At 50.2% G+C, this 16,097-nt stretch carries 15 protein-coding genes and 1 pseudogene; 5 read left to right on the top strand and 11 right to left on the bottom strand.

The window, feature by feature from the left end; all coding sequences use genetic code 11:
* Position 1: 1 nt before the first annotated feature.
* Genes NI000_RS26420 through NI000_RS26410 form a run of 3 tightly spaced genes read right to left on the bottom strand, consistent with a single transcriptional unit; the run spans position 2 to position 3,322 of the window.
* Positions 2 to 1,294, bottom strand: coding sequence for a dihydrolipoamide acetyltransferase family protein (locus tag NI000_RS26420; protein ID WP_253414358.1), 1,293 nt, complete (start codon positions 1,292 to 1,294; stop codon positions 2 to 4).
* Between the two features lie 18 nt (positions 1,295 to 1,312).
* Complete coding sequence (locus NI000_RS26415) at positions 1,313 to 2,296, bottom strand: alpha-ketoacid dehydrogenase subunit beta (RefSeq protein ID WP_253414357.1); 984 nt, start codon at positions 2,294 to 2,296, stop codon at positions 1,313 to 1,315.
* A 12-nt stretch (positions 2,297 to 2,308) separates the two neighbouring features.
* Positions 2,309 to 3,322 (bottom strand): thiamine pyrophosphate-dependent dehydrogenase E1 component subunit alpha, encoded by a 1,014-nt coding sequence (locus tag NI000_RS26410; protein ID WP_253414356.1) that lies wholly within the window; start codon positions 3,320 to 3,322, stop codon positions 2,309 to 2,311.
* Positions 3,323 to 3,628: 306 nt separating this feature from the next.
* Here NI000_RS26410 and NI000_RS26405 point away from each other — a divergent pair, with 306 nt between their 5' ends.
* Positions 3,629 to 4,126 carry a DinB family protein gene (locus NI000_RS26405; protein ID WP_253414355.1) on the top strand — a complete coding sequence of 166 codons (498 nt, stop codon included), beginning with the start codon at positions 3,629 to 3,631 and terminating at the stop codon, positions 4,124 to 4,126.
* A 93-nt stretch (positions 4,127 to 4,219) separates the two neighbouring features.
* On the opposite strand, the gene NI000_RS26400 is transcribed toward NI000_RS26405, so the two are convergent.
* The 5 genes and pseudogenes from NI000_RS26400 to NI000_RS26380 form a co-directional block, all read right to left on the bottom strand.
* Entirely contained in the window at positions 4,220 to 4,999 is a 780-nt protein-coding gene (locus NI000_RS26400) for a TrmB family transcriptional regulator (RefSeq protein WP_253414354.1), read from the bottom strand.
* A 62-nt stretch (positions 5,000 to 5,061) separates the two neighbouring features.
* Entirely contained in the window at positions 5,062 to 5,538 is a 477-nt protein-coding gene (locus NI000_RS26395; RefSeq protein WP_253414353.1) for a nuclear transport factor 2 family protein, read from the bottom strand.
* Positions 5,539 to 5,824: 286 nt separating this feature from the next.
* Positions 5,825 to 6,547, bottom strand: a complete 723-nt coding sequence (locus NI000_RS26390) for a helix-turn-helix domain-containing protein (RefSeq protein WP_253414352.1) — start codon at positions 6,545 to 6,547, stop codon at positions 5,825 to 5,827.
* Between the two features lie 16 nt (positions 6,548 to 6,563).
* Positions 6,564 to 6,734, bottom strand: a complete 171-nt coding sequence (locus NI000_RS26385; RefSeq protein ID WP_253414351.1) for a hypothetical protein — start codon at positions 6,732 to 6,734, stop codon at positions 6,564 to 6,566.
* 202 nt (positions 6,735 to 6,936) lie between these two features.
* Positions 6,937 to 7,135: pseudogene (locus NI000_RS26380) on the bottom strand (IS110 family transposase); the annotation flags it as partial.
* A 656-nt stretch (positions 7,136 to 7,791) separates the two neighbouring features.
* Between NI000_RS26380 and NI000_RS26375 the strand changes: the two are divergent.
* From NI000_RS26375 to cls, 4 genes are read left to right on the top strand one after another with little or no spacing between them, the layout of a single operon-like run.
* On the top strand, positions 7,792 to 8,421 hold the full coding sequence (locus tag NI000_RS26375) for a L,D-transpeptidase family protein (RefSeq protein ID WP_253414391.1): 630 nt from the start codon (positions 7,792 to 7,794) through the stop codon (positions 8,419 to 8,421).
* Between the two features lie 38 nt (positions 8,422 to 8,459).
* Complete coding sequence (locus tag NI000_RS26370; protein WP_253414395.1) at positions 8,460 to 8,873, top strand: DUF421 domain-containing protein; 414 nt, start codon at positions 8,460 to 8,462, stop codon at positions 8,871 to 8,873.
* The gene (locus NI000_RS26365; RefSeq protein ID WP_253414350.1) at positions 8,788 to 9,051 is read left to right on the top strand and encodes a YetF domain-containing protein; all 264 of its coding nucleotides are present in this window, start codon (positions 8,788 to 8,790) and stop codon (positions 9,049 to 9,051) included. Before NI000_RS26370 ends, NI000_RS26365 begins: the two co-directional genes overlap by 86 nt.
* A 14-nt stretch (positions 9,052 to 9,065) precedes the next feature.
* Positions 9,066 to 10,484, top strand: coding sequence for a cardiolipin synthase (cls, locus tag NI000_RS26360; RefSeq protein ID WP_253414349.1), 1,419 nt, complete (start codon positions 9,066 to 9,068; stop codon positions 10,482 to 10,484).
* Positions 10,485 to 10,554: 70 nt separating this feature from the next.
* On the opposite strand, the gene NI000_RS26355 is transcribed toward cls, so the two are convergent.
* The 3 genes from NI000_RS26355 to NI000_RS26345 form a co-directional block, all read right to left on the bottom strand.
* Positions 10,555 to 12,195 (bottom strand): 2-hydroxyglutaryl-CoA dehydratase, encoded by a 1,641-nt coding sequence (locus NI000_RS26355; protein WP_253414348.1) that lies wholly within the window; start codon positions 12,193 to 12,195, stop codon positions 10,555 to 10,557.
* A 33-nt stretch (positions 12,196 to 12,228) separates the two neighbouring features.
* Positions 12,229 to 15,702, bottom strand: a complete 3,474-nt coding sequence (locus NI000_RS26350; RefSeq protein WP_253414347.1) for a BadF/BadG/BcrA/BcrD ATPase family protein — start codon at positions 15,700 to 15,702, stop codon at positions 12,229 to 12,231.
* Between the two features lie 212 nt (positions 15,703 to 15,914).
* Positions 15,915 to 16,088 carry a hypothetical protein gene (locus tag NI000_RS26345; RefSeq protein ID WP_253414346.1) on the bottom strand — a complete coding sequence of 58 codons (174 nt, stop codon included), beginning with the start codon at positions 16,086 to 16,088 and terminating at the stop codon, positions 15,915 to 15,917.
* Positions 16,089 to 16,097 lie beyond the last annotated feature (9 nt).

The raw sequence follows: 16,097 nt of genomic DNA, 5'->3' as shown, positions 1-16,097 counted from the left end.
GTTAATAGAGTCCGGTTTCCATGCCATAGCCTTCAATCTTTTGCTTGACTCTCTTCAAGAAGCGGCCGCACACAAGACCGTCCAACACCCGGTGATCCAAGGAAAGACAAATGTTCATCATATCGCGGACGGCAATCATGTTATTTATGACGATCGGACGTTTTACGATGGCTTCGACGCTTAGAATGGCCACTTGCGGAGGATTGATGATGGGAGCTGAAAGGACGGAGCCGAAAGAGCCTGTGTTATTGACGGTAAACGTTCCGCCGGTAATATCCTCCAGTGCTAACTTGCCGTCCCTCGCCTTCTTGACCAATTCGTCTATGGCTTTGGCAAGGCCGAAAATGCTTTTTTGGTCGGCGTTCTTAATGACGGGAACGAATAGCGCTTGATCGGTGGCGACGGCAATCGAGAGATGAACCGCTTTTTTGACGATCATGTGATCGTTTGCCCACTGCGAATTTAAGATGGGGAATTCCTTCAGGGCTTCTACAACCGACTTGATAAAGAATGGCAAATAAGTTAAATGGATGCCTTCTTTTTGCTTAAACTCCTCTTTGATCCGGTCCCGATAACGTACCAGATTGGTGACATCGCATTCGACCATAAGCCAAGCGTGGGGGATCTCCTGCTTGCTTTTTACCATTCGTTCGGCAATCGTTCTGCGGATAGCGGTAACCGGAATCGTCTCGTCGGCTTGATTTGACGGAAAATGGACGGCAGACAAGGCCTCAACCGAACCGGACGGTTTCGGAATTTCGCGGGCCGATTCTACCGGTTGGGACGGCTTAGACGGAGATGGAGGTTCTGCTTTTGGAACGGGAGCGGCTACAGCCTGCCTCTTTCCTTGCAAAATCTCCAAGATGTCTTTTCTGGTGATGCGTCCGGCAGCGCCTGATCCTTCCATACGGGAAAGATCCAGGTTGTTTTCTTGCGCCAGTTTAAGCACAGCCGGCGAATAGCGCGGGCTCATGGCTGCCTGCGCTGTCACATCATCGGCTCCTTGATCTTGAGCGGCGGCTGGCGTCTTGGATTCAACCGGCGTGCTCGCTTGCTCTTCCACCGCAATACGGCAGATCAAAGCTCCCACCGGTACCGTTTCGCTTTCTTGAACGACAATTTCGGATATCGTGCCGCTAAAAGTAGAAGGAACCTCCGCATTCACTTTATCGGTAATCACTTCGCATACGGGCTCGTATTTTTTGATTTTGTCCCCGATGTTGACGAGCCACTTGGAGATGGTTCCTTCTGTTACACTTTCCCCTAACTGGGGCATAACAATGTTCTCGGCCATACTCTCCTCCCGATCGGATCAAAATTCGGCCAATTGTTTCATGGCCTGATATACTTTATCCGGATTGAGCATGAAGAATTTCTCCATTGGCTTACTATATGGCATAGCGGGGACATCCGGACCGCAAAGGCGTTTGATCGGGGCATCCAATTCAAAAAGGCATTCCTCTGCGAGCACAGCTGCAACTTCCGCCCCAACGCCGCCCTCTTTGTTGTCTTCATGAATAATTAACACTTTACCGGTTTTACGGGCAGCCTCTACAATCGATTCCTTATCCAAAGGATAGAGGGTGCGCAAATCCAGAATGTGAGCGCTGTATCCTTCCCGGGAAAGCTTTTCTGCCGCTTCCAACGCAAAATGCAAGGCAAGTCCGTAAGAAATAACCGTAAGGTCTTCTCCTTGCCGCTTAATATCCGACTTCCCGATGGGAACCATGTAATCCGAGTCCGGCACTTCTCCTTTGATCGACCGATAACATCGCTTATGTTCAAAGAAAAGAACGGGATCTTCATCGCGGATGGCTGCTTTTAGCAGTCCTTTGGCATCATAAGGCGTGGAAGGTGTGACCACTTTTAACCCGGGAATATTGCAAAACATGGCTTCGACGCTTTGCGAATGATAAAGGGCGCCGTGAACTCCCCCTCCGTAAGGGGCACGAATGACCAAGGGACAGTTCCAATCCCCGTTCGAGCGGTATCTCATTTTGGCAGCTTCATTCACAATTTGGTTGACGGCAGGCATGATATACTCGGCAAACTGAATTTCGGCTACAGGCCTTAATCCGTAAGCGGCTGCCCCAACCGATACACCGACAATGGCCGCTTCCGATAGCGGCGTATCGATAACCCGTTGTTCGCCAAATTCCTCATAGAATCCCTGTGTAACCCGAAACACACCCCCGCGTAGCCCGACGTCTTCTCCTAATACGAATACCCTCGGATCTCGCTGCATTTCCTCCCGAAGAGCTTGGCTCACTGCATCAAGATAGGAAATCACGGCCATTTCTCACTCCCCCTATTCTGCATAAACGTGTTTAAGGGCATCTTCCGGAGCCGAATCCGGGGCATTCTCCGCATATTCCGTGGCCCCATCGACTTCCGTGAGCATCCGGTCATGGATTTCCTTTTCTTGATGTTCGTCCAATATCTCCAAATCTTTAAGATAATGGCCGAAGGATACGAGCGGGTCCTTCTTCCTGGCTTCTTCCACTTCTTCGCGGGAACGGTAGGTTCGATCATCGTCGTCGCTTGAATGAGGAACTAAACGATAGACGACCACCTCGATCAGCGTTGGCCCTTCTCCTCTTTTGGCCCGATCGGCCGCCTCTTTCGTGACCTTATATACTTCCAAGGGATCATTGCCATCCACACTGATGCCGGGAAAGCCGTAACCTTTTGCCCGATCCGCGATACTTTCACAAGCCGCCTGCTTGGAATAGGGGACAGAAATGGCATACTTGTTATTCTCGCAGAAGAAAATGACAGGCAGCTTGTGCACCCCGGCAAAGTTTGCCGCTTCGTGAAACTCCCCTTGATTGCTGGCCCCTTCCCCGAAGGCCGTTAACACGACAAACTTTTCCCCTTCTATACTTCCAGATAAAGCGATTCCAACAGCATGCGGCACTTGACTTGTTACGACGCTGGACCCCGTAAGGATGTTCAATCGTTTACTCCCATAATGCCCTGGCATTTGGCGTCCGCCGCTGTTCGGATCTCCCGCCTTGGCAAAAGCGGAAAGCATCAATTCCTTTGCCGTCATCCCGAATACAATGACCATTCCCATGTCCCGATAATACGGACAAAGAAAATCTTTCGTTGGATCCAGCGCATAAGCCGCTCCTACCTGTGCCGCTTCATGACCTTGGCAAGAAACGAGAAAAGGGATCTTTCCCGCACGATTCAGAAGCCACATCCGTTCATCTACTTTTCGCGCCAAAACCATATGCTGATACATTTCAAGAACCTGCTGATCCGATAACCCTAATGCTTGGTGCCGGTTCTTGACTTGACCGTTTCCGGTTTCATTCATATCGTATCCCTCCGACAATGGTGCCGCTGCATATTGCGGTTTCCTTTATTTTTACATACCGTCATTCCAATCGTGAAATATATATTGTGCATAGAAACTATGCAAAAAAAATATAGCCACGTTGGTTTTGTTGGCTGGCGATACAATTCGTATCCTAAAATCCACCTATGTCATTGCACGCAGTATTTTCCGAACTTCGTTTTTAGATTACGTAATAATTATTATGTAAACTTAACGACCGAGACAAGCCTTTCCACTCGACCGAGTTTATAGTATGCTAGCCATATAAGGAAGGAGAGGGAATCTATGGTGAAACAACTGATCGTCGGAGACGCCATGCATGAGCTGGCCACTACGCGCCGCATCCTGGAGCGCTTGCCCGAGGAGCATATGACGTGGAAGCCGCACGTGAAATCGATGACGTTGGGCGGGCTGTCCACGCACCTGATCAACCTGCTGAACTGGCAAGTCGCGATTTTTCTTTACCCCGAATTCGATCTTTCGACCGTGCCGCTTCGGCGGGAACCTTTGGAAAGACGCGAAGACGTGCTGGAGGAATTCGACGCGAACGTCGTCAAGCTTGAAAAGCTGTTAGCCGAAAGCGATGAGAAAACGCTCGGCGAGGAATGGACCTTGCGGAACGGCGACCATATCATCCTGCGCCAACCGCGGGCGATCGCGCTTCGCACCTTCGGATTAAGCCACATGGTCCACCATCGGGCACAGCTCGGGGTTTATTTGCGGCTTCTCGATATTCCGGTGCCGGGCCTCTACGGTCCCTCCGCCGACGAGGAAGGCAAATGAACTAAGACGCGCCAAAAAGTCGCAGGGCATCGACATGACCGCCGGTACTCTGCGACTTTTTTTTCGGGACGAAAAAAAAGAAATACTCACCCTTCACAAGTATTTCCGATAGGAGTCAATAATACGTTCGTAATGGTCCCCGTACTTTTCCGCCAGCTCCTTACTGAAATCCCGCTCAATCTGTTCCATAACGATGTCGTGATAGAACGTATTTTGCAACAATTCAACAAGCGAGGGATGGTCGGTTTCCAGGACTGTAGGTCTGAGCCCATGCCCAAAACTGCCAAGCAGGGTCGAGCGGGAATCGCAAAGAATGGAGAATTTTCTGGCAAGGGCATTGTTCCAATCGTCGCTTCGTTTGTGTACCAGAACATTCTTCAGCCGCGCATGGCATTCGCCGATCGAGATCAGTGTGACGGCGAGGCCTCGTTTCTCCGCTTCCATCAACGGTTCTTCCACCCAGTGAATATCTTCAGACCAAATATCGACGATGATGCTTTTGTCTGCATTCGATACCAAACGCCGAATCGCGGTTTCAATCGCTTTGTCCCCTTGCCAACTATAGAAGGACGGCGAAGTCCGCGGGGGCGAGTGCAACTGTTCCAGAAGCAATCTCGTCGTTTGTTCAAATTCCGTATGCAGCAATCGAACAACCTGCTCAATAGGCACGGCATCATACAGAACAGGTTCGGTTTCTATCATCCGGCACATGCCCTTGTCAGTCAATGAACGAAGTGCAGCATATACATTTGTGCGGGAAACAGAAACTTTTTTGGCTACCTCATATCCGGATATTTTCGGCTCCTCATGAAGCACCATGTAACATCTTGCCTCCAGATCCGACAAACCGATTTTGCGAAGTTCGTCAATCAAAGGGTTACCTCCCTTCTGTATTTATGGGTATTTCAAAATACTACTACCATTTGTTGTAAAAGTCAATATGCCCTGCTTCCAACAAACGTTCGGGCCCAAAATAGCCACTCATCCAGGGAAGCAATAGCCGCCTCGGGAGCAAGCTCGGCAACCCGCACCACACGTACCTCTGCATCCAATTCCGCTGCTCTGGCCATTTTGTAATTCCTGTCGAGCTGTAGTAGATGAATCGGATTGAAATACTCCCTCCACAAGGTAATCCGTCCGTCGATGACGTGCAGCAAGCTGATATAGGATTGTGTATACTCATACCCGTTCTGCTTTACAATGCCTCTGCTATCCATTTCAGCGAAAACGATTTCTTGTTCCACTTCGCCTCCGCCGGCCGCGTAAACACGAATGTTGAAAATGTCCCATGACGAGTACATCCCATTTTCTTTTCCAATAAACTGCTCCAGCAATTGAATCAGGTTTTCTTTGCCCTGGACGCGAGCGCCCTGCAGTCCGAACGGCATCTCATAGACAATATCGTTGGCCATGAATACCCCCACCCCACGACATCCTGTTTTGCTTCCAGTTCCAAAAATTGTCTTACGAGCTTTGCAGCTTCCATTGCCCTTCCCTCTTTCTTCGATTTTTTCGTACTCACACCCCAAGTATAGCGTCCCCTTTGCCTCTGAATATTGAATGGAATGCGCAGGTTTTGGTCAAAAATCGCCATAAAAAAACGCCGGGTAGCAATTGATTGCACTGCCGCCGGCGGTTCGGGCTAACGTTATCGTGTCATTTCATAAAGCAGAAGCATACTCATTGGAGTCAATCCGGTCACTCTTTTAAATAACTTGGTGAAGTGGGCCTGGTGGAAAATCCGACTTGAGCGGCGACATCCCTCATACTCATGTTTCCGCAGCGAATGAACTGCTTGGAACGCTCGATCCGCAAATGAATCAAATATTGATGAGGCGTCATACCCGTTTGCTTTTTAAAAAGCCGAACCAAATGTGACAAACTGATATTGGCAACGATCGCAAGTTCTTGAAGGGATATGTCTTTTTCCAAATTCATCTGCATGTATTCTATGACTGTTGAGACTTGCTTGTTGGTCGACGTGGATGACTTCAAGTTCCGATTGACGCTCGCCGTATAGTGCCGGAGTAAATGGACCGCCGTCATCGTCGCAATCGAATCGCTGTAAAGCTTTCCGCTTGCACCGCCGTTACGCAGCTTCTCCAGCATCCAACTGGCAAGCAATAGAAGCTTGCCGTCTTGAACAAGCAGTCGCTGTTCCAGCCTCCGTTTGTCCGCATGTCCAAAACCCGATTCATCCGCTACCCCATCGAGAAACGAAGGATTCACCTCTAATTTTATGAAAGATAAGGTGCTTCCCCATTGGCAGTACATGTTCTCTCCAGCGGGTAAAATTTGAATTTGCCCGGATGTGATTATCTTCTCATGCTGGTTGGCCGCTTCAAAGATTCGCAGCTTCAAAGGTTCCCGGGAGACATGCAAAGCTATCACATGTTTAGAATGCAACGAAGCGTCGTGCATTAGACCGGGAGGGATATTATCCCATTGGGAAAGCTTGAAAATTAGAAGCAACGTGCGCAACGGAAACAACGCGCGCAACTAAAGCATCGAGAACAACCAAAGCAGTTGAAGCAGTTGAAACAATTAAAACAGTTGAAGCAGATGAAGCCTCCGAAACCAAAACAGCTGAAGAAGCATAGACGAGCATCCGAGCCGGGTCGAGCTTGAATGTGAGAAGGTACCATCTCACTGGTTCTAAAATCGGAAAGGCTCAATTTTTGAAGATCTTTTTTGAAATCATCCATTTTTTTAACCTCCGTTGCAGATCTCACCGGAACACACTTTATGTTATGAACTGGATTCCGCTCTTGTTACGGTTGGCAAGCTTCTTTTTCAAAAACTGGTTTTGACCATTTTCGACGATAACGAGTTAAGTCGCGCAAGTTTCGAATTCGTTCTTCAGGAACAAAGCTTCCTTCGATGAGTCCGCATCGATGTAATTGAGCGATCCATACATCATCTTTGACATCGGTTTTCTTGCCCAGTCAATCGACAGGTGGACTCTAGAATGTTCCATATTGGTTTCCAATATACCCCTGTACTTTCCATGATTAGGCTCCGGGTTCGAACACCAAAAACTTTTCGACTTGCAACCCCATTTTCATCCATGGTGGTGAACGCGAGGCTATGTGCGATTAGACTGAGAAAATGTGCTCTATGCATGGCTTCGCAGAATGGCATAGCGCCGTAAATAATCCTCTGTATAAAATAAGATATTTCCCCATATAAAACAGCCTGTTTTAGTTCAAACGTACAGAGGAGCAGATATATGATTCATTTAGCGGACATCCTGACAGATGGCATTGTCAAACAGTTTCCTGGAAAATTTTGAGCGAACGCGATAGACTCTGCAAAGCAGATTAGCTTTTTATAATCGCCCGAAAGGGTGGCTATGGAAAGCCTTTTTTATCGGTTTTATGAATCGGTAATACAACGATCGTGGGGCACTGGGAGATCGCCCTATCCGGCCAGCTTGGCCAAGTGATTAGCGATCTTCTTTACGCTTAACAGAGGGCGCTCATACCGGCAAGTTTCAGAACTTGTTGTCCATAGCATTCAATATTGATGAATGAACTTCCACCATAAGGATAACCTAAAAAAACATGTTAAATATTCACTTCCGGAGACAAAACATGCGAAATCTTCATTACCTTCTACTGCGTACCATCACAATAGCTTTGCTGCTTTTGACCGTGACTCATGGAATGGCTCATTCGGCTCCCTATGATGACCCGCCCTTACCGATTGTGGCTGACCAAGGAATGTATACGATAGAGGTTTACCCTCAACGTCATCAACTGGTTGTGTGGGCGTATGGACAGCGATTCAAAACATACCCCATTGCCGTCGGCAATCCATCCACTCCTACCCCGGTTGGAGAATACCAAGTTATTTATAAGGGTAAAGATTGGGGGCCTTCCTTTGGCCCGCGTTGGCTTGGTCTAAACGTGCCTTGGGGATATTACGGTATTCACGGGACAAATAAGCCTTACTCTATTGGGCAGCATTTGAGCCATGGCTGCATCCGCATGCGCAATAGCGATGTCATTGAATTGTACGACATGATTCCGCTCGGCACCGTAGTAAAAATTCACGGGCATGTATTGGGAGATCCGAATCATGGACCAAGGGATTTGGCGGAGGGCGACGTCGGAGGTGACGTGCAGCTCATTCAATCCCGTTTGAAAAGTGCTGGTTACTTCAATGGAATATGTAACGGCAAGTTCCGCTCCAATACAACCGCGGCCGTAAAACAATTTCAACGCGATCACCGCTTGGCGCCTAACGGTGTCGTCTCGGTAAAGGTGTACGAAAAGTTGGGATTGTTGGAATAAAAAACGCACCGGGCGCATGATGCATATGGAGATGAATTATGGATACGATTTGGCAATACTCCATCCGAACTTTGTTAGGTTTTATTGTATTGCTGCTATTAACGCGCATTTTAGGAAAAAAACAATTAAGTCAAATGACGTTTTTTACTTATATTACAGGTATTGCTCTCGGAAACATAGCCGGTGAAATGGTTGTAAATAAAGAAATTAAAGTCGTTGCCGGTATCACGGCGATGACCATATGGGCGTTACTAACGATAATGATTGAGCAGCTAAGTCTTAAATCTCCAATGATTCGAGTTTTACTCGACGGAGAACCGGCAATCGTCATCAAAAAAGGATCTGCAGCTACCTGTTCAAGAGCGTTTGTATCTTCCAACCGAGCTTATTGCCGATGGCAAAATCGTAAAAAAGAATTTAAAGGAACTGCAATTAAATCGCGAGTGGCTTGAAGAGCAAATCAAGCGGTTAGGTGCGCAGTCCATTCATGAGGTGTTTTTTGCCGAGCTGCAAAGTGACGGGAGTATTACTCTGGATAAAAAGTCGAACGGAAGGCCCGTCCGTATCGAATTCGGCCCAATGCATTCTTTCATACCCTTTTGGGAAAAATACTCAATATATTCAAGATAAGGCAGGCTAAAAATTTGCTGTGGATCATAATGGGATTACTTCTACTATTTATCATTCAGATTGCACTGATTGTCATCATCGAACACCATCGTCCTCAAAAAGCTATTGCATGGATTATCATTCAGTTTATTTTCCCACTCATCGGAATTCCGTTGTATTTTTTTATCGCGAAGAAATATTCCTCCCGACCGAAATACACAAGCACAGATTTGGAACGAATCAAGACGGACTTGTTGGTTCATTGCAGGAAGCGGGCTGCTGAAGAATCGCTTAATGAATCCATTGGGTTTCAAAAGGGGCTGCTTACTTCACTCCAAAACATACCGTCCGCCCCAATCACCGTTCACAATGAGACAAGCGTATTCCCTGATGGCGCTCACGCCTTTGAAGCCATGTTGGAAGCGATGAATGCGGCAATGGACCATATCCATATCGAGTTTTACATTGTCCGCGATGACCATATCGGCACTCGCTTTCAGCAATTGATGATTGAAAAAGCAAAACAAGGGGTCAAGGTACGCCTTCTTTATGACGGGATCGGCAGCCATCAATTGAATGAGGACTATTTGACACAACTGCATGACGCCGGCGTCGAGACGGGATGCTTTTCCCCCTTATGGAGGGCATTCATCGACAGGCGCCTCAATTACCGCAATCATAGAAAAATCTTGGTCGTCGACGGAAAAATTTGCTTCTTCGGCGGCTTGAATATTGGGGACGAATATTTGGGGAAAGACTCGAATCTTGGGTTCTGGCGCGATACTCATCTAAGCGTGAAAGGCGATGCGGTGTTATGGCTTCAGTATACATTTGTAACCGATTGGTTCTATGTCAAAGGAGCAGCATTAACCGGATCCAATTACTTTCCAATGGATGGTTCACCAGGGAAAGAGATGGTGCAAATCATTAAAAGCGGCCCGGATGGGCATAGAGATACGATGCTGGAGGTGTTTTTCTCTTGCATCGTTTCGGCAAGGGAACGGATCTATATGGAGACGCCTTATTTTATTCCCGATCCGAGCATCTTGATGGCATTAAAGACGGCTGCGGCGAGCGGAGTTGACGTTCGCATCATTATTCCGGCGGTTTCCGACTCCAAAATTGTGCAATGGGCGACTTTATCCTTTGTCCAGGAGCTGCTTGAGGCGGGAGTTCGTTTTTTTCAGTATGACAAAGGGTTCATTCATGCCAAAGTGATGATTGTCGATGACTTGGCTTGCTGCGGCACGGCCAATATGGATATGCGCAGCTTTTTTGACCAATTCGAAGTCCATGCCGTATTTTTTGAGCGCAAGGTCGTTGATCGCTTCGAGGAAGATTTCGAGCGGGACTTACAGGCAAGTTCGGAGATCTTGCTTGCAGAATTCCGTAAACGGCATGCAATCCAGAAAATAAAAGAGTCTCTTGCCCGGGCGCTCTCGCCGTTATTTTGATGCACGCAGGAGGTCGGCTCCAACCAAAAAGGCCCCTGATCCAAATCAGGAGCCTGCAAGAACTGGCGGATTATACTTTTTGAATTTCCTGCTTGTAGCGGCGGAAAGAAAATCCGCTGCCCCCGCCGCGCATCCCGTAAAGAAAATTGGCCGCTGTACAAGCGACGACATGAGGGTTGGTCCGCAGAGGACGGTTCCATTTCCGGCACTGTTGGATTTGCTGAAGACGCTCGTCGGCAATGCCTTTTTTCGATAATGCTTCGTCAAACTCTTTCTGTGCCGCTTGCTTGGCTTTGAACAGCATCATTTGGATGCGGCTGTATACGTTGACCGCACCGTCACCCGTCGTTTCGATAGGCAGGAAGATCGCATCGGGATACTTCTCGGTAATCAGCGACTGGACCCCGTCCGACACGCCGGAGGACGGCATGCACCCGAACGGCTTGACGGAGATCGTCATGTTGACTTTCCGCTTCGCGACGTTCAGAATCAGCTTGCCTACTTCCATATGGCCCTCCCCGCCCCGCAGATGGTTGTTATAGTGCTCATGGGCAACGCGGGCAATCTCCTCCATGTTGGGCAAATGGTAATCATACAAGCCGAGCGCCCTTGCGTAAGATTGGAACATTACACGGAGAACGCGGTCCGCCAGCCCAAGCATGCGCAAGCGCAAGAACGGATTTTTCCCCTGCAAACCGTATTTGCCGGAATCGGCCCCGCGCAGATGCATACGCCTGACGGTATCGTAGCGTCCCTCCCAAATCAGGTACAGAATCCAGGCCGCCATCGACTGCACTTCCACCTCGGCTCCCTCGCTCTCCAAAAAGCGCTGCAGCTGGTAGTTGCCGTCCCCCTCGGTGGTCATCGCCCAAAATTCCCCGATAATGCTCACTTTCGGTTTGACCCGGGTGCGGTCCACCTGGATCGTTTCCAGCACCCGGCGGCTTGTGACGAGCGCCGGCCGCAGCCGTTTGCGCCCGCTCAGAGCTTCATAAATAAGCCGCTTGCACCGTTCCAGGGCGGCATCGGTCGAACCGGGTTCTACCTCGTATGGGCGAATGCGGTAAGCGAGTGCGTTTAAGATATCTCCCAGCAGCACGGCTTTCAGAAAGCTGAGAAAAAACGACGTATCCAGCTTGAGCGCCGATTCCCCGCCTGTCGCCTGCTTCAGCCCGTCCGTCTGCTGGAACAGGAGAACCCGAAAGCCGTCAAACCCGGCATCGCGCAAAGCTTTCCGGTACTCCGTCACGTAGGTGCCGAACCGGCACGGGCCGCAAGAACCGCTCGTAATGAACAGGTAATTGCGAACGATTTCCTCCTTCGACTTTCCTTCTACATCGCGCAGGTGGTGCAAATATTTGATCAGATTGCCGACCGTAAAGTACGTCGGATTGCACTGGCCGCGGTTGCCGAATTCTTTTCCAAACCGCAAAGACTCGTTATCCGGACATTCCATATGCTTGACGGTATACCCGAGCCCCTTGAGCGCCCCTTCCACCAAATAATCGTGCGCCATCGTCAGCCCGCCGAACAGCAGCGTCGTCGCTGATTTGTCTTTGGCCAAAAACTGGCGCGGAACGGGATCGAACCACTGGTGCCGGTTTGCCTGATCCAACCCCAACGCTTTTTCCTGTTCCTTTTGAAATTGCAGCAGCTTCTCCTCAAGGGACAATTGATTTTCGGTCTTTTTCTTTTTGCCCGCGTTCGCCATGATCGGATTCACTCCTTCATTTAGTCGTTAGTCTCAAATAACCTCTGCTTGATCGTCTTGCTTCATGCCCATCAGCTCGGCGCGTTTTTGCTCCAATCGCGCCACAAGTTCCGCTTTTTTACGGGCCAAGTCCTGCAGCCGCTCCTCATGAAGTCCCAGACTGTGGGCGTAAGTCTTGACGCGGATTTTGATCGAACCGCTCGGTTTGTTGGCGTCGATATCGTGCAAGGCGGAGAACGGCGTGCCCGCCGCCGAAATAATGGAGTCGATCAACCCGTAGGTAGGCGCATCATGCCCGCATTTGAAGCTGGATAGATCGAGCACCGCCACGTTCGGATGACGCGCGGCGAATTTAGCGGCCCACACCTTTTGCACGCTGTTGGAACTGAAGTTTTCCGGCCACACATCCGTTACCTCAAGCGCGTAGTTCACTCTTCCGCTCTGTAGATCTTCCTTGAAGAACCGACTCAGCCAAGCCTCGTCTTTCGGAATCGAACGCATGGACAAAATGGGATATCCGAGCACCTGAAATTCCTCCAGCACGCCATGATTCAGACCGGGATCGGAATGGTACGGCCGGCCGATCATTAGAATGGCGAGACGGTTTTCCCGCTCGACCTGCTCCAGGATGGATTTGCCCTTTTCCTGCATTTCTTCATCGAACAGTTCCATCGCCCTCAAGCCCTGTTCGGCGGCAAAGTCGCTTTCATCCTCGGTCATCTGCAAATACTCCGCAAACGCCTCATACAGCTGCTTCTTCATCATGTTCGGTTCGGTGAAGGTTACGGCCGGGTCCAGATAGACGACCCCTCTCGTTTCAAAAAAGTTCACCTCTTTGGTAAACGCAGCCTTGATGACATTCGGGGCTCCGGCTACGATCGGGCAGCTGGCGGAGTCCATTACATTTTGCAGGTGAGTCGGAATGTGAGTGATGCACGGGAACACAATGTAGTCGAGCGGCGCTTTCGCATGGTGCTTGAACAGCAGGTTGTGCACATGAGCTTGGGCCACTTTGGAAGGGTAGCATGGATCGATCGATCCGTATTTGCCGCCTTCCTGCCACATTTCCTCGCTCGTATTGTCGCTGAACACGATGTTCCGCTGGTCGATACCCAGCGTTTCGAAATAAGTCCGCCAAAACGGCGCGGTCGACCAAATGTTCAGCACCTTCGGAATGCCGATGCGGATTTGGCTTCGCCTTCCCGCGGCTTCGGCGGAAGAACGGTGAAACTGCCTCCGGTAAGACGTTCTGCGCATGCCGCCAAGCCCGAGCAAGCTTCGTTTCAGACGGACGTCTTCCACCTGCGTCCCGGCTTCGGGCAGCGGCTCCGCATCGTAGAAATGCTGGTACATGCGGCGCGCCTCATAGTCCACCAGATTGGGGTAATGCTTCTTCAACTCTTGCCGATCCCGGGTCAGCTTGACGACGGCCTCCTTGTCCTCCACCGTTCCTTTTTCGCAACTGAAACCGGAAATATAACGGGCGGTTTTTCCGTCCGGCGTCTCGGAGTCAATAAAGGTGCGGCTGCATTGGTTGGGGCAAAAATGGCAACGTGTAGACTCGTCGTTTCGCGACACATAGCGCAGATTAATGGCCGCGTCGAGCCCGAGAAATGTAGAATACCCCCGCCGTTTCACGACGCGCAGCGTCTCCATGGCCGCCCCGATCGCGCCCGCTTCCCCGGGATGGGGATGCACATACACTTCGGCATCGGGAACCCGCTGCTGAATATAGTCGACCTGTGCCTTGACGGCGGCCAAGTTATACTGCGTCCCCCCCTGCAGGACGAATTTCCGCCCCAATTCGGACATGCGCGGAACTTGAACAACGTACTGCCATACGTTTTTCGGCAAAACCATGGCCAAACCGGCCAGCAATTCTTCCTTGGAATATCCCTCTTTCTGAAAGTTGACCCGGTCCGCATCCAAAAATACCGCGCAGCCATACGAAAATTTCGGGCTCAGCTCCGCGCTGAAAGCCGTATCGGCATATTCCTGGACCGGAATACCGAACTGATCCGCCATCGCTTGCAGCAGCATCCCGTTTCCGGCGGAGCATTGGTTGGACAGCTTGAAGTTACGGATATCCCCGTTTTTGAGAAACAGCACTTTGATATCTTGGCCGCCGATATCGCAAATCACGTCGATGTCCCCGAACTGATGAACGGCGCTCATCATATGGGCAACCGTTTCCACAATGTTGACATCCGCCTGCAGCGTTTTTTCCAGTACGTCCGCGGCGTAACCGGTCGCGCCGAACCCGATAACCTCTAGCTCGGCCCCCTGAGCCCGCACTTTGTCGCGGATGCGCATCAGCATTTCTTTGGTATCTTCCAGCGGGTTGCCTTTGGACAGCTGGTATTCCTTTAGCAAAATGGTACCCTCTTCATCGACAAGGACCGCTTTGGACGAGGTGGACCCGCCGTCAAGACCGATGGCGGCGCGCACCTTCTGCTGCGGGCTAAATGCGACCGGGGAAAATTTAGGAATCCGGTATTGCTCGCGGAATTGTTCCAATTCGCTCCGGCCCGCTGCGAGAGGAGGACCGGCTTTTTCGCCGAGCTTAGCCTTCCGGCCGTGGGCAATAAACTCCTTAAGCCCTTCCAGCCCCGTATACAGGCCCACTTCGGCCGGCTCATGCATGCCGTACAGCACAGCACCGTAAGCCGCATAATACTGGGAATTGTCGGGAACAAATATCAATTCCTCGACAGACACGTCTTTCGGGTACTCGTACCCCCGTTCCCGCCAGGTTTGCGGAATTCTAAGCCTCCAGCATTCCTGCAGGAAAGGCAAATACGTGTTCGGTCCCCCCAACAGCAGCACACGGTGCCGAAGTGTATTCCCGCGGGTCAGCACGGAAAGATTCTGCATGACGATGGCATCCGCCAAGGAGCACATGATTTCCGGTGAAGGAATCCCGCTTTTGACGAGGTTGACGATATCCGTTTCGGCGAATACGCCGCATTTGGCTGCGACATGATGCAGCTTGCTGTCGTCGAAATGCAGCTTGCCCACTTCGTCCATCGGCATACCGACCTTGATCATGCACTTATCGATGGTCGCGCCGGTACCGGACGCGCACTTGTCATTCATCGACGTCAACGCCTGTTTGTTGCCGGTCTCCGTATTCTCCTTGAAAATGATGATCTTGGCGTCTTGTCCTCCGAGTTCGATCACACTTCCTACATCGGGATGAAGATGCTCCACCGCCATCGTAACCGCATTGACTTCCTGCACGAATTTGGCCCCGATATGCGGAGCGATGGGACTGCTCCCCGAGCCCGTAGCAAAAACGCGGATATTTTCAGGCCTGACATCCGGAAACTCGTTTCCGATCGCGACCAGAAAGTCCAGCGCTTTTTCCGCCTGCTTCGTGTGATGCCGCTGATAGTCCGCCCAAACGATCTCCTTCGTGCGTGGGTCAACCACGGTCGCTTTTACCGTAGTCGAGCCCACGTCTAGCCCGATGATCATGGAATCCAACCTTGGGTTCATGCGATTCATGAATACAACTCCTCGCGTTCCAATTCAAACCATCCTTAGCATTTACGTAAATGTGATATTTATCACACTTACACGATTTTTGTTAAGGAAATGTTGACATGCATATTGGCTATAGATTTGGCCACAATTTTCGCATTCTTGCTTCAAGATCTGCAGCATCATGCCTAAAAAAAGCACGCAGCAGGTTATCCTGTGCGCGCTTGGACTATTCGCTATTTTTTCTCTAACTCATCGGGTACATCATATTTATTGATATGTGCGGTGATCGCCTCGACGGCTTCGTTTACATCCGTCGTTGCGGGTACTTCATTCACCACATCATCCGTCTGGTCATAAAAATTCAACCGGTTCGCCTCGGACGCTTGCTCTTTGTCGTTTTCTGTCATCCTTAAGAT

Source organism: Paenibacillus tyrphae (genome assembly GCF_024158745.1).
Lineage (GTDB): Bacteria > Bacillota > Bacilli > Paenibacillales > NBRC-103111 > Paenibacillus_G > Paenibacillus_G tyrfis_A.
This window is presented reverse-complemented; position numbering and strand designations above follow the sequence as displayed.

What these genes read in the sequence shown, in the direction of transcription:
- NI000_RS26415 (WP_253414357.1), bottom strand. Translation starts at nt 2,296, where the DNA reads ATGGCCGTGATTTCCTATCTTGATGCAGTGAGCCAAGCTCTTCGGGAG.
- NI000_RS26420 (WP_253414358.1), bottom strand. Translation starts at nt 1,294, where the DNA reads ATGGCCGAGAACATTGTTATGCCCCAGTTAGGGGAAAGTGTAACAGAA.
- NI000_RS26390 (WP_253414352.1), bottom strand. Translation starts at nt 6,547, where the DNA reads ATGCACGACGCTTCGTTGCATTCTAAACATGTGATAGCTTTGCATGTC.
- NI000_RS26395 (WP_253414353.1), bottom strand. Translation starts at nt 5,538, where the DNA reads ATGGCCAACGATATTGTCTATGAGATGCCGTTCGGACTGCAGGGCGCT.
- NI000_RS26385 (WP_253414351.1), bottom strand. Translation starts at nt 6,734, where the DNA reads ATGCTCGTCTATGCTTCTTCAGCTGTTTTGGTTTCGGAGGCTTCATCT.
- NI000_RS26375 (WP_253414391.1), top strand. Translation starts at nt 7,792, where the DNA reads ATGGCTCATTCGGCTCCCTATGATGACCCGCCCTTACCGATTGTGGCT.
- NI000_RS26355 (WP_253414348.1), bottom strand. Translation starts at nt 12,195, where the DNA reads ATGGCGAACGCGGGCAAAAAGAAAAAGACCGAAAATCAATTGTCCCTT.
- NI000_RS26345 (WP_253414346.1), bottom strand. Translation starts at nt 16,088, where the DNA reads ATGACAGAAAACGACAAAGAGCAAGCGTCCGAGGCGAACCGGTTGAAT.
- NI000_RS26410 (WP_253414356.1), bottom strand. Translation starts at nt 3,322, where the DNA reads ATGAATGAAACCGGAAACGGTCAAGTCAAGAACCGGCACCAAGCATTA.
- NI000_RS26405 (WP_253414355.1), top strand. Translation starts at nt 3,629, where the DNA reads ATGGTGAAACAACTGATCGTCGGAGACGCCATGCATGAGCTGGCCACT.
- NI000_RS26370 (WP_253414395.1), top strand. Translation starts at nt 8,460, where the DNA reads ATGGATACGATTTGGCAATACTCCATCCGAACTTTGTTAGGTTTTATT.
- NI000_RS26350 (WP_253414347.1), bottom strand. Translation starts at nt 15,702, where the DNA reads ATGAATCGCATGAACCCAAGGTTGGATTCCATGATCATCGGGCTAGAC.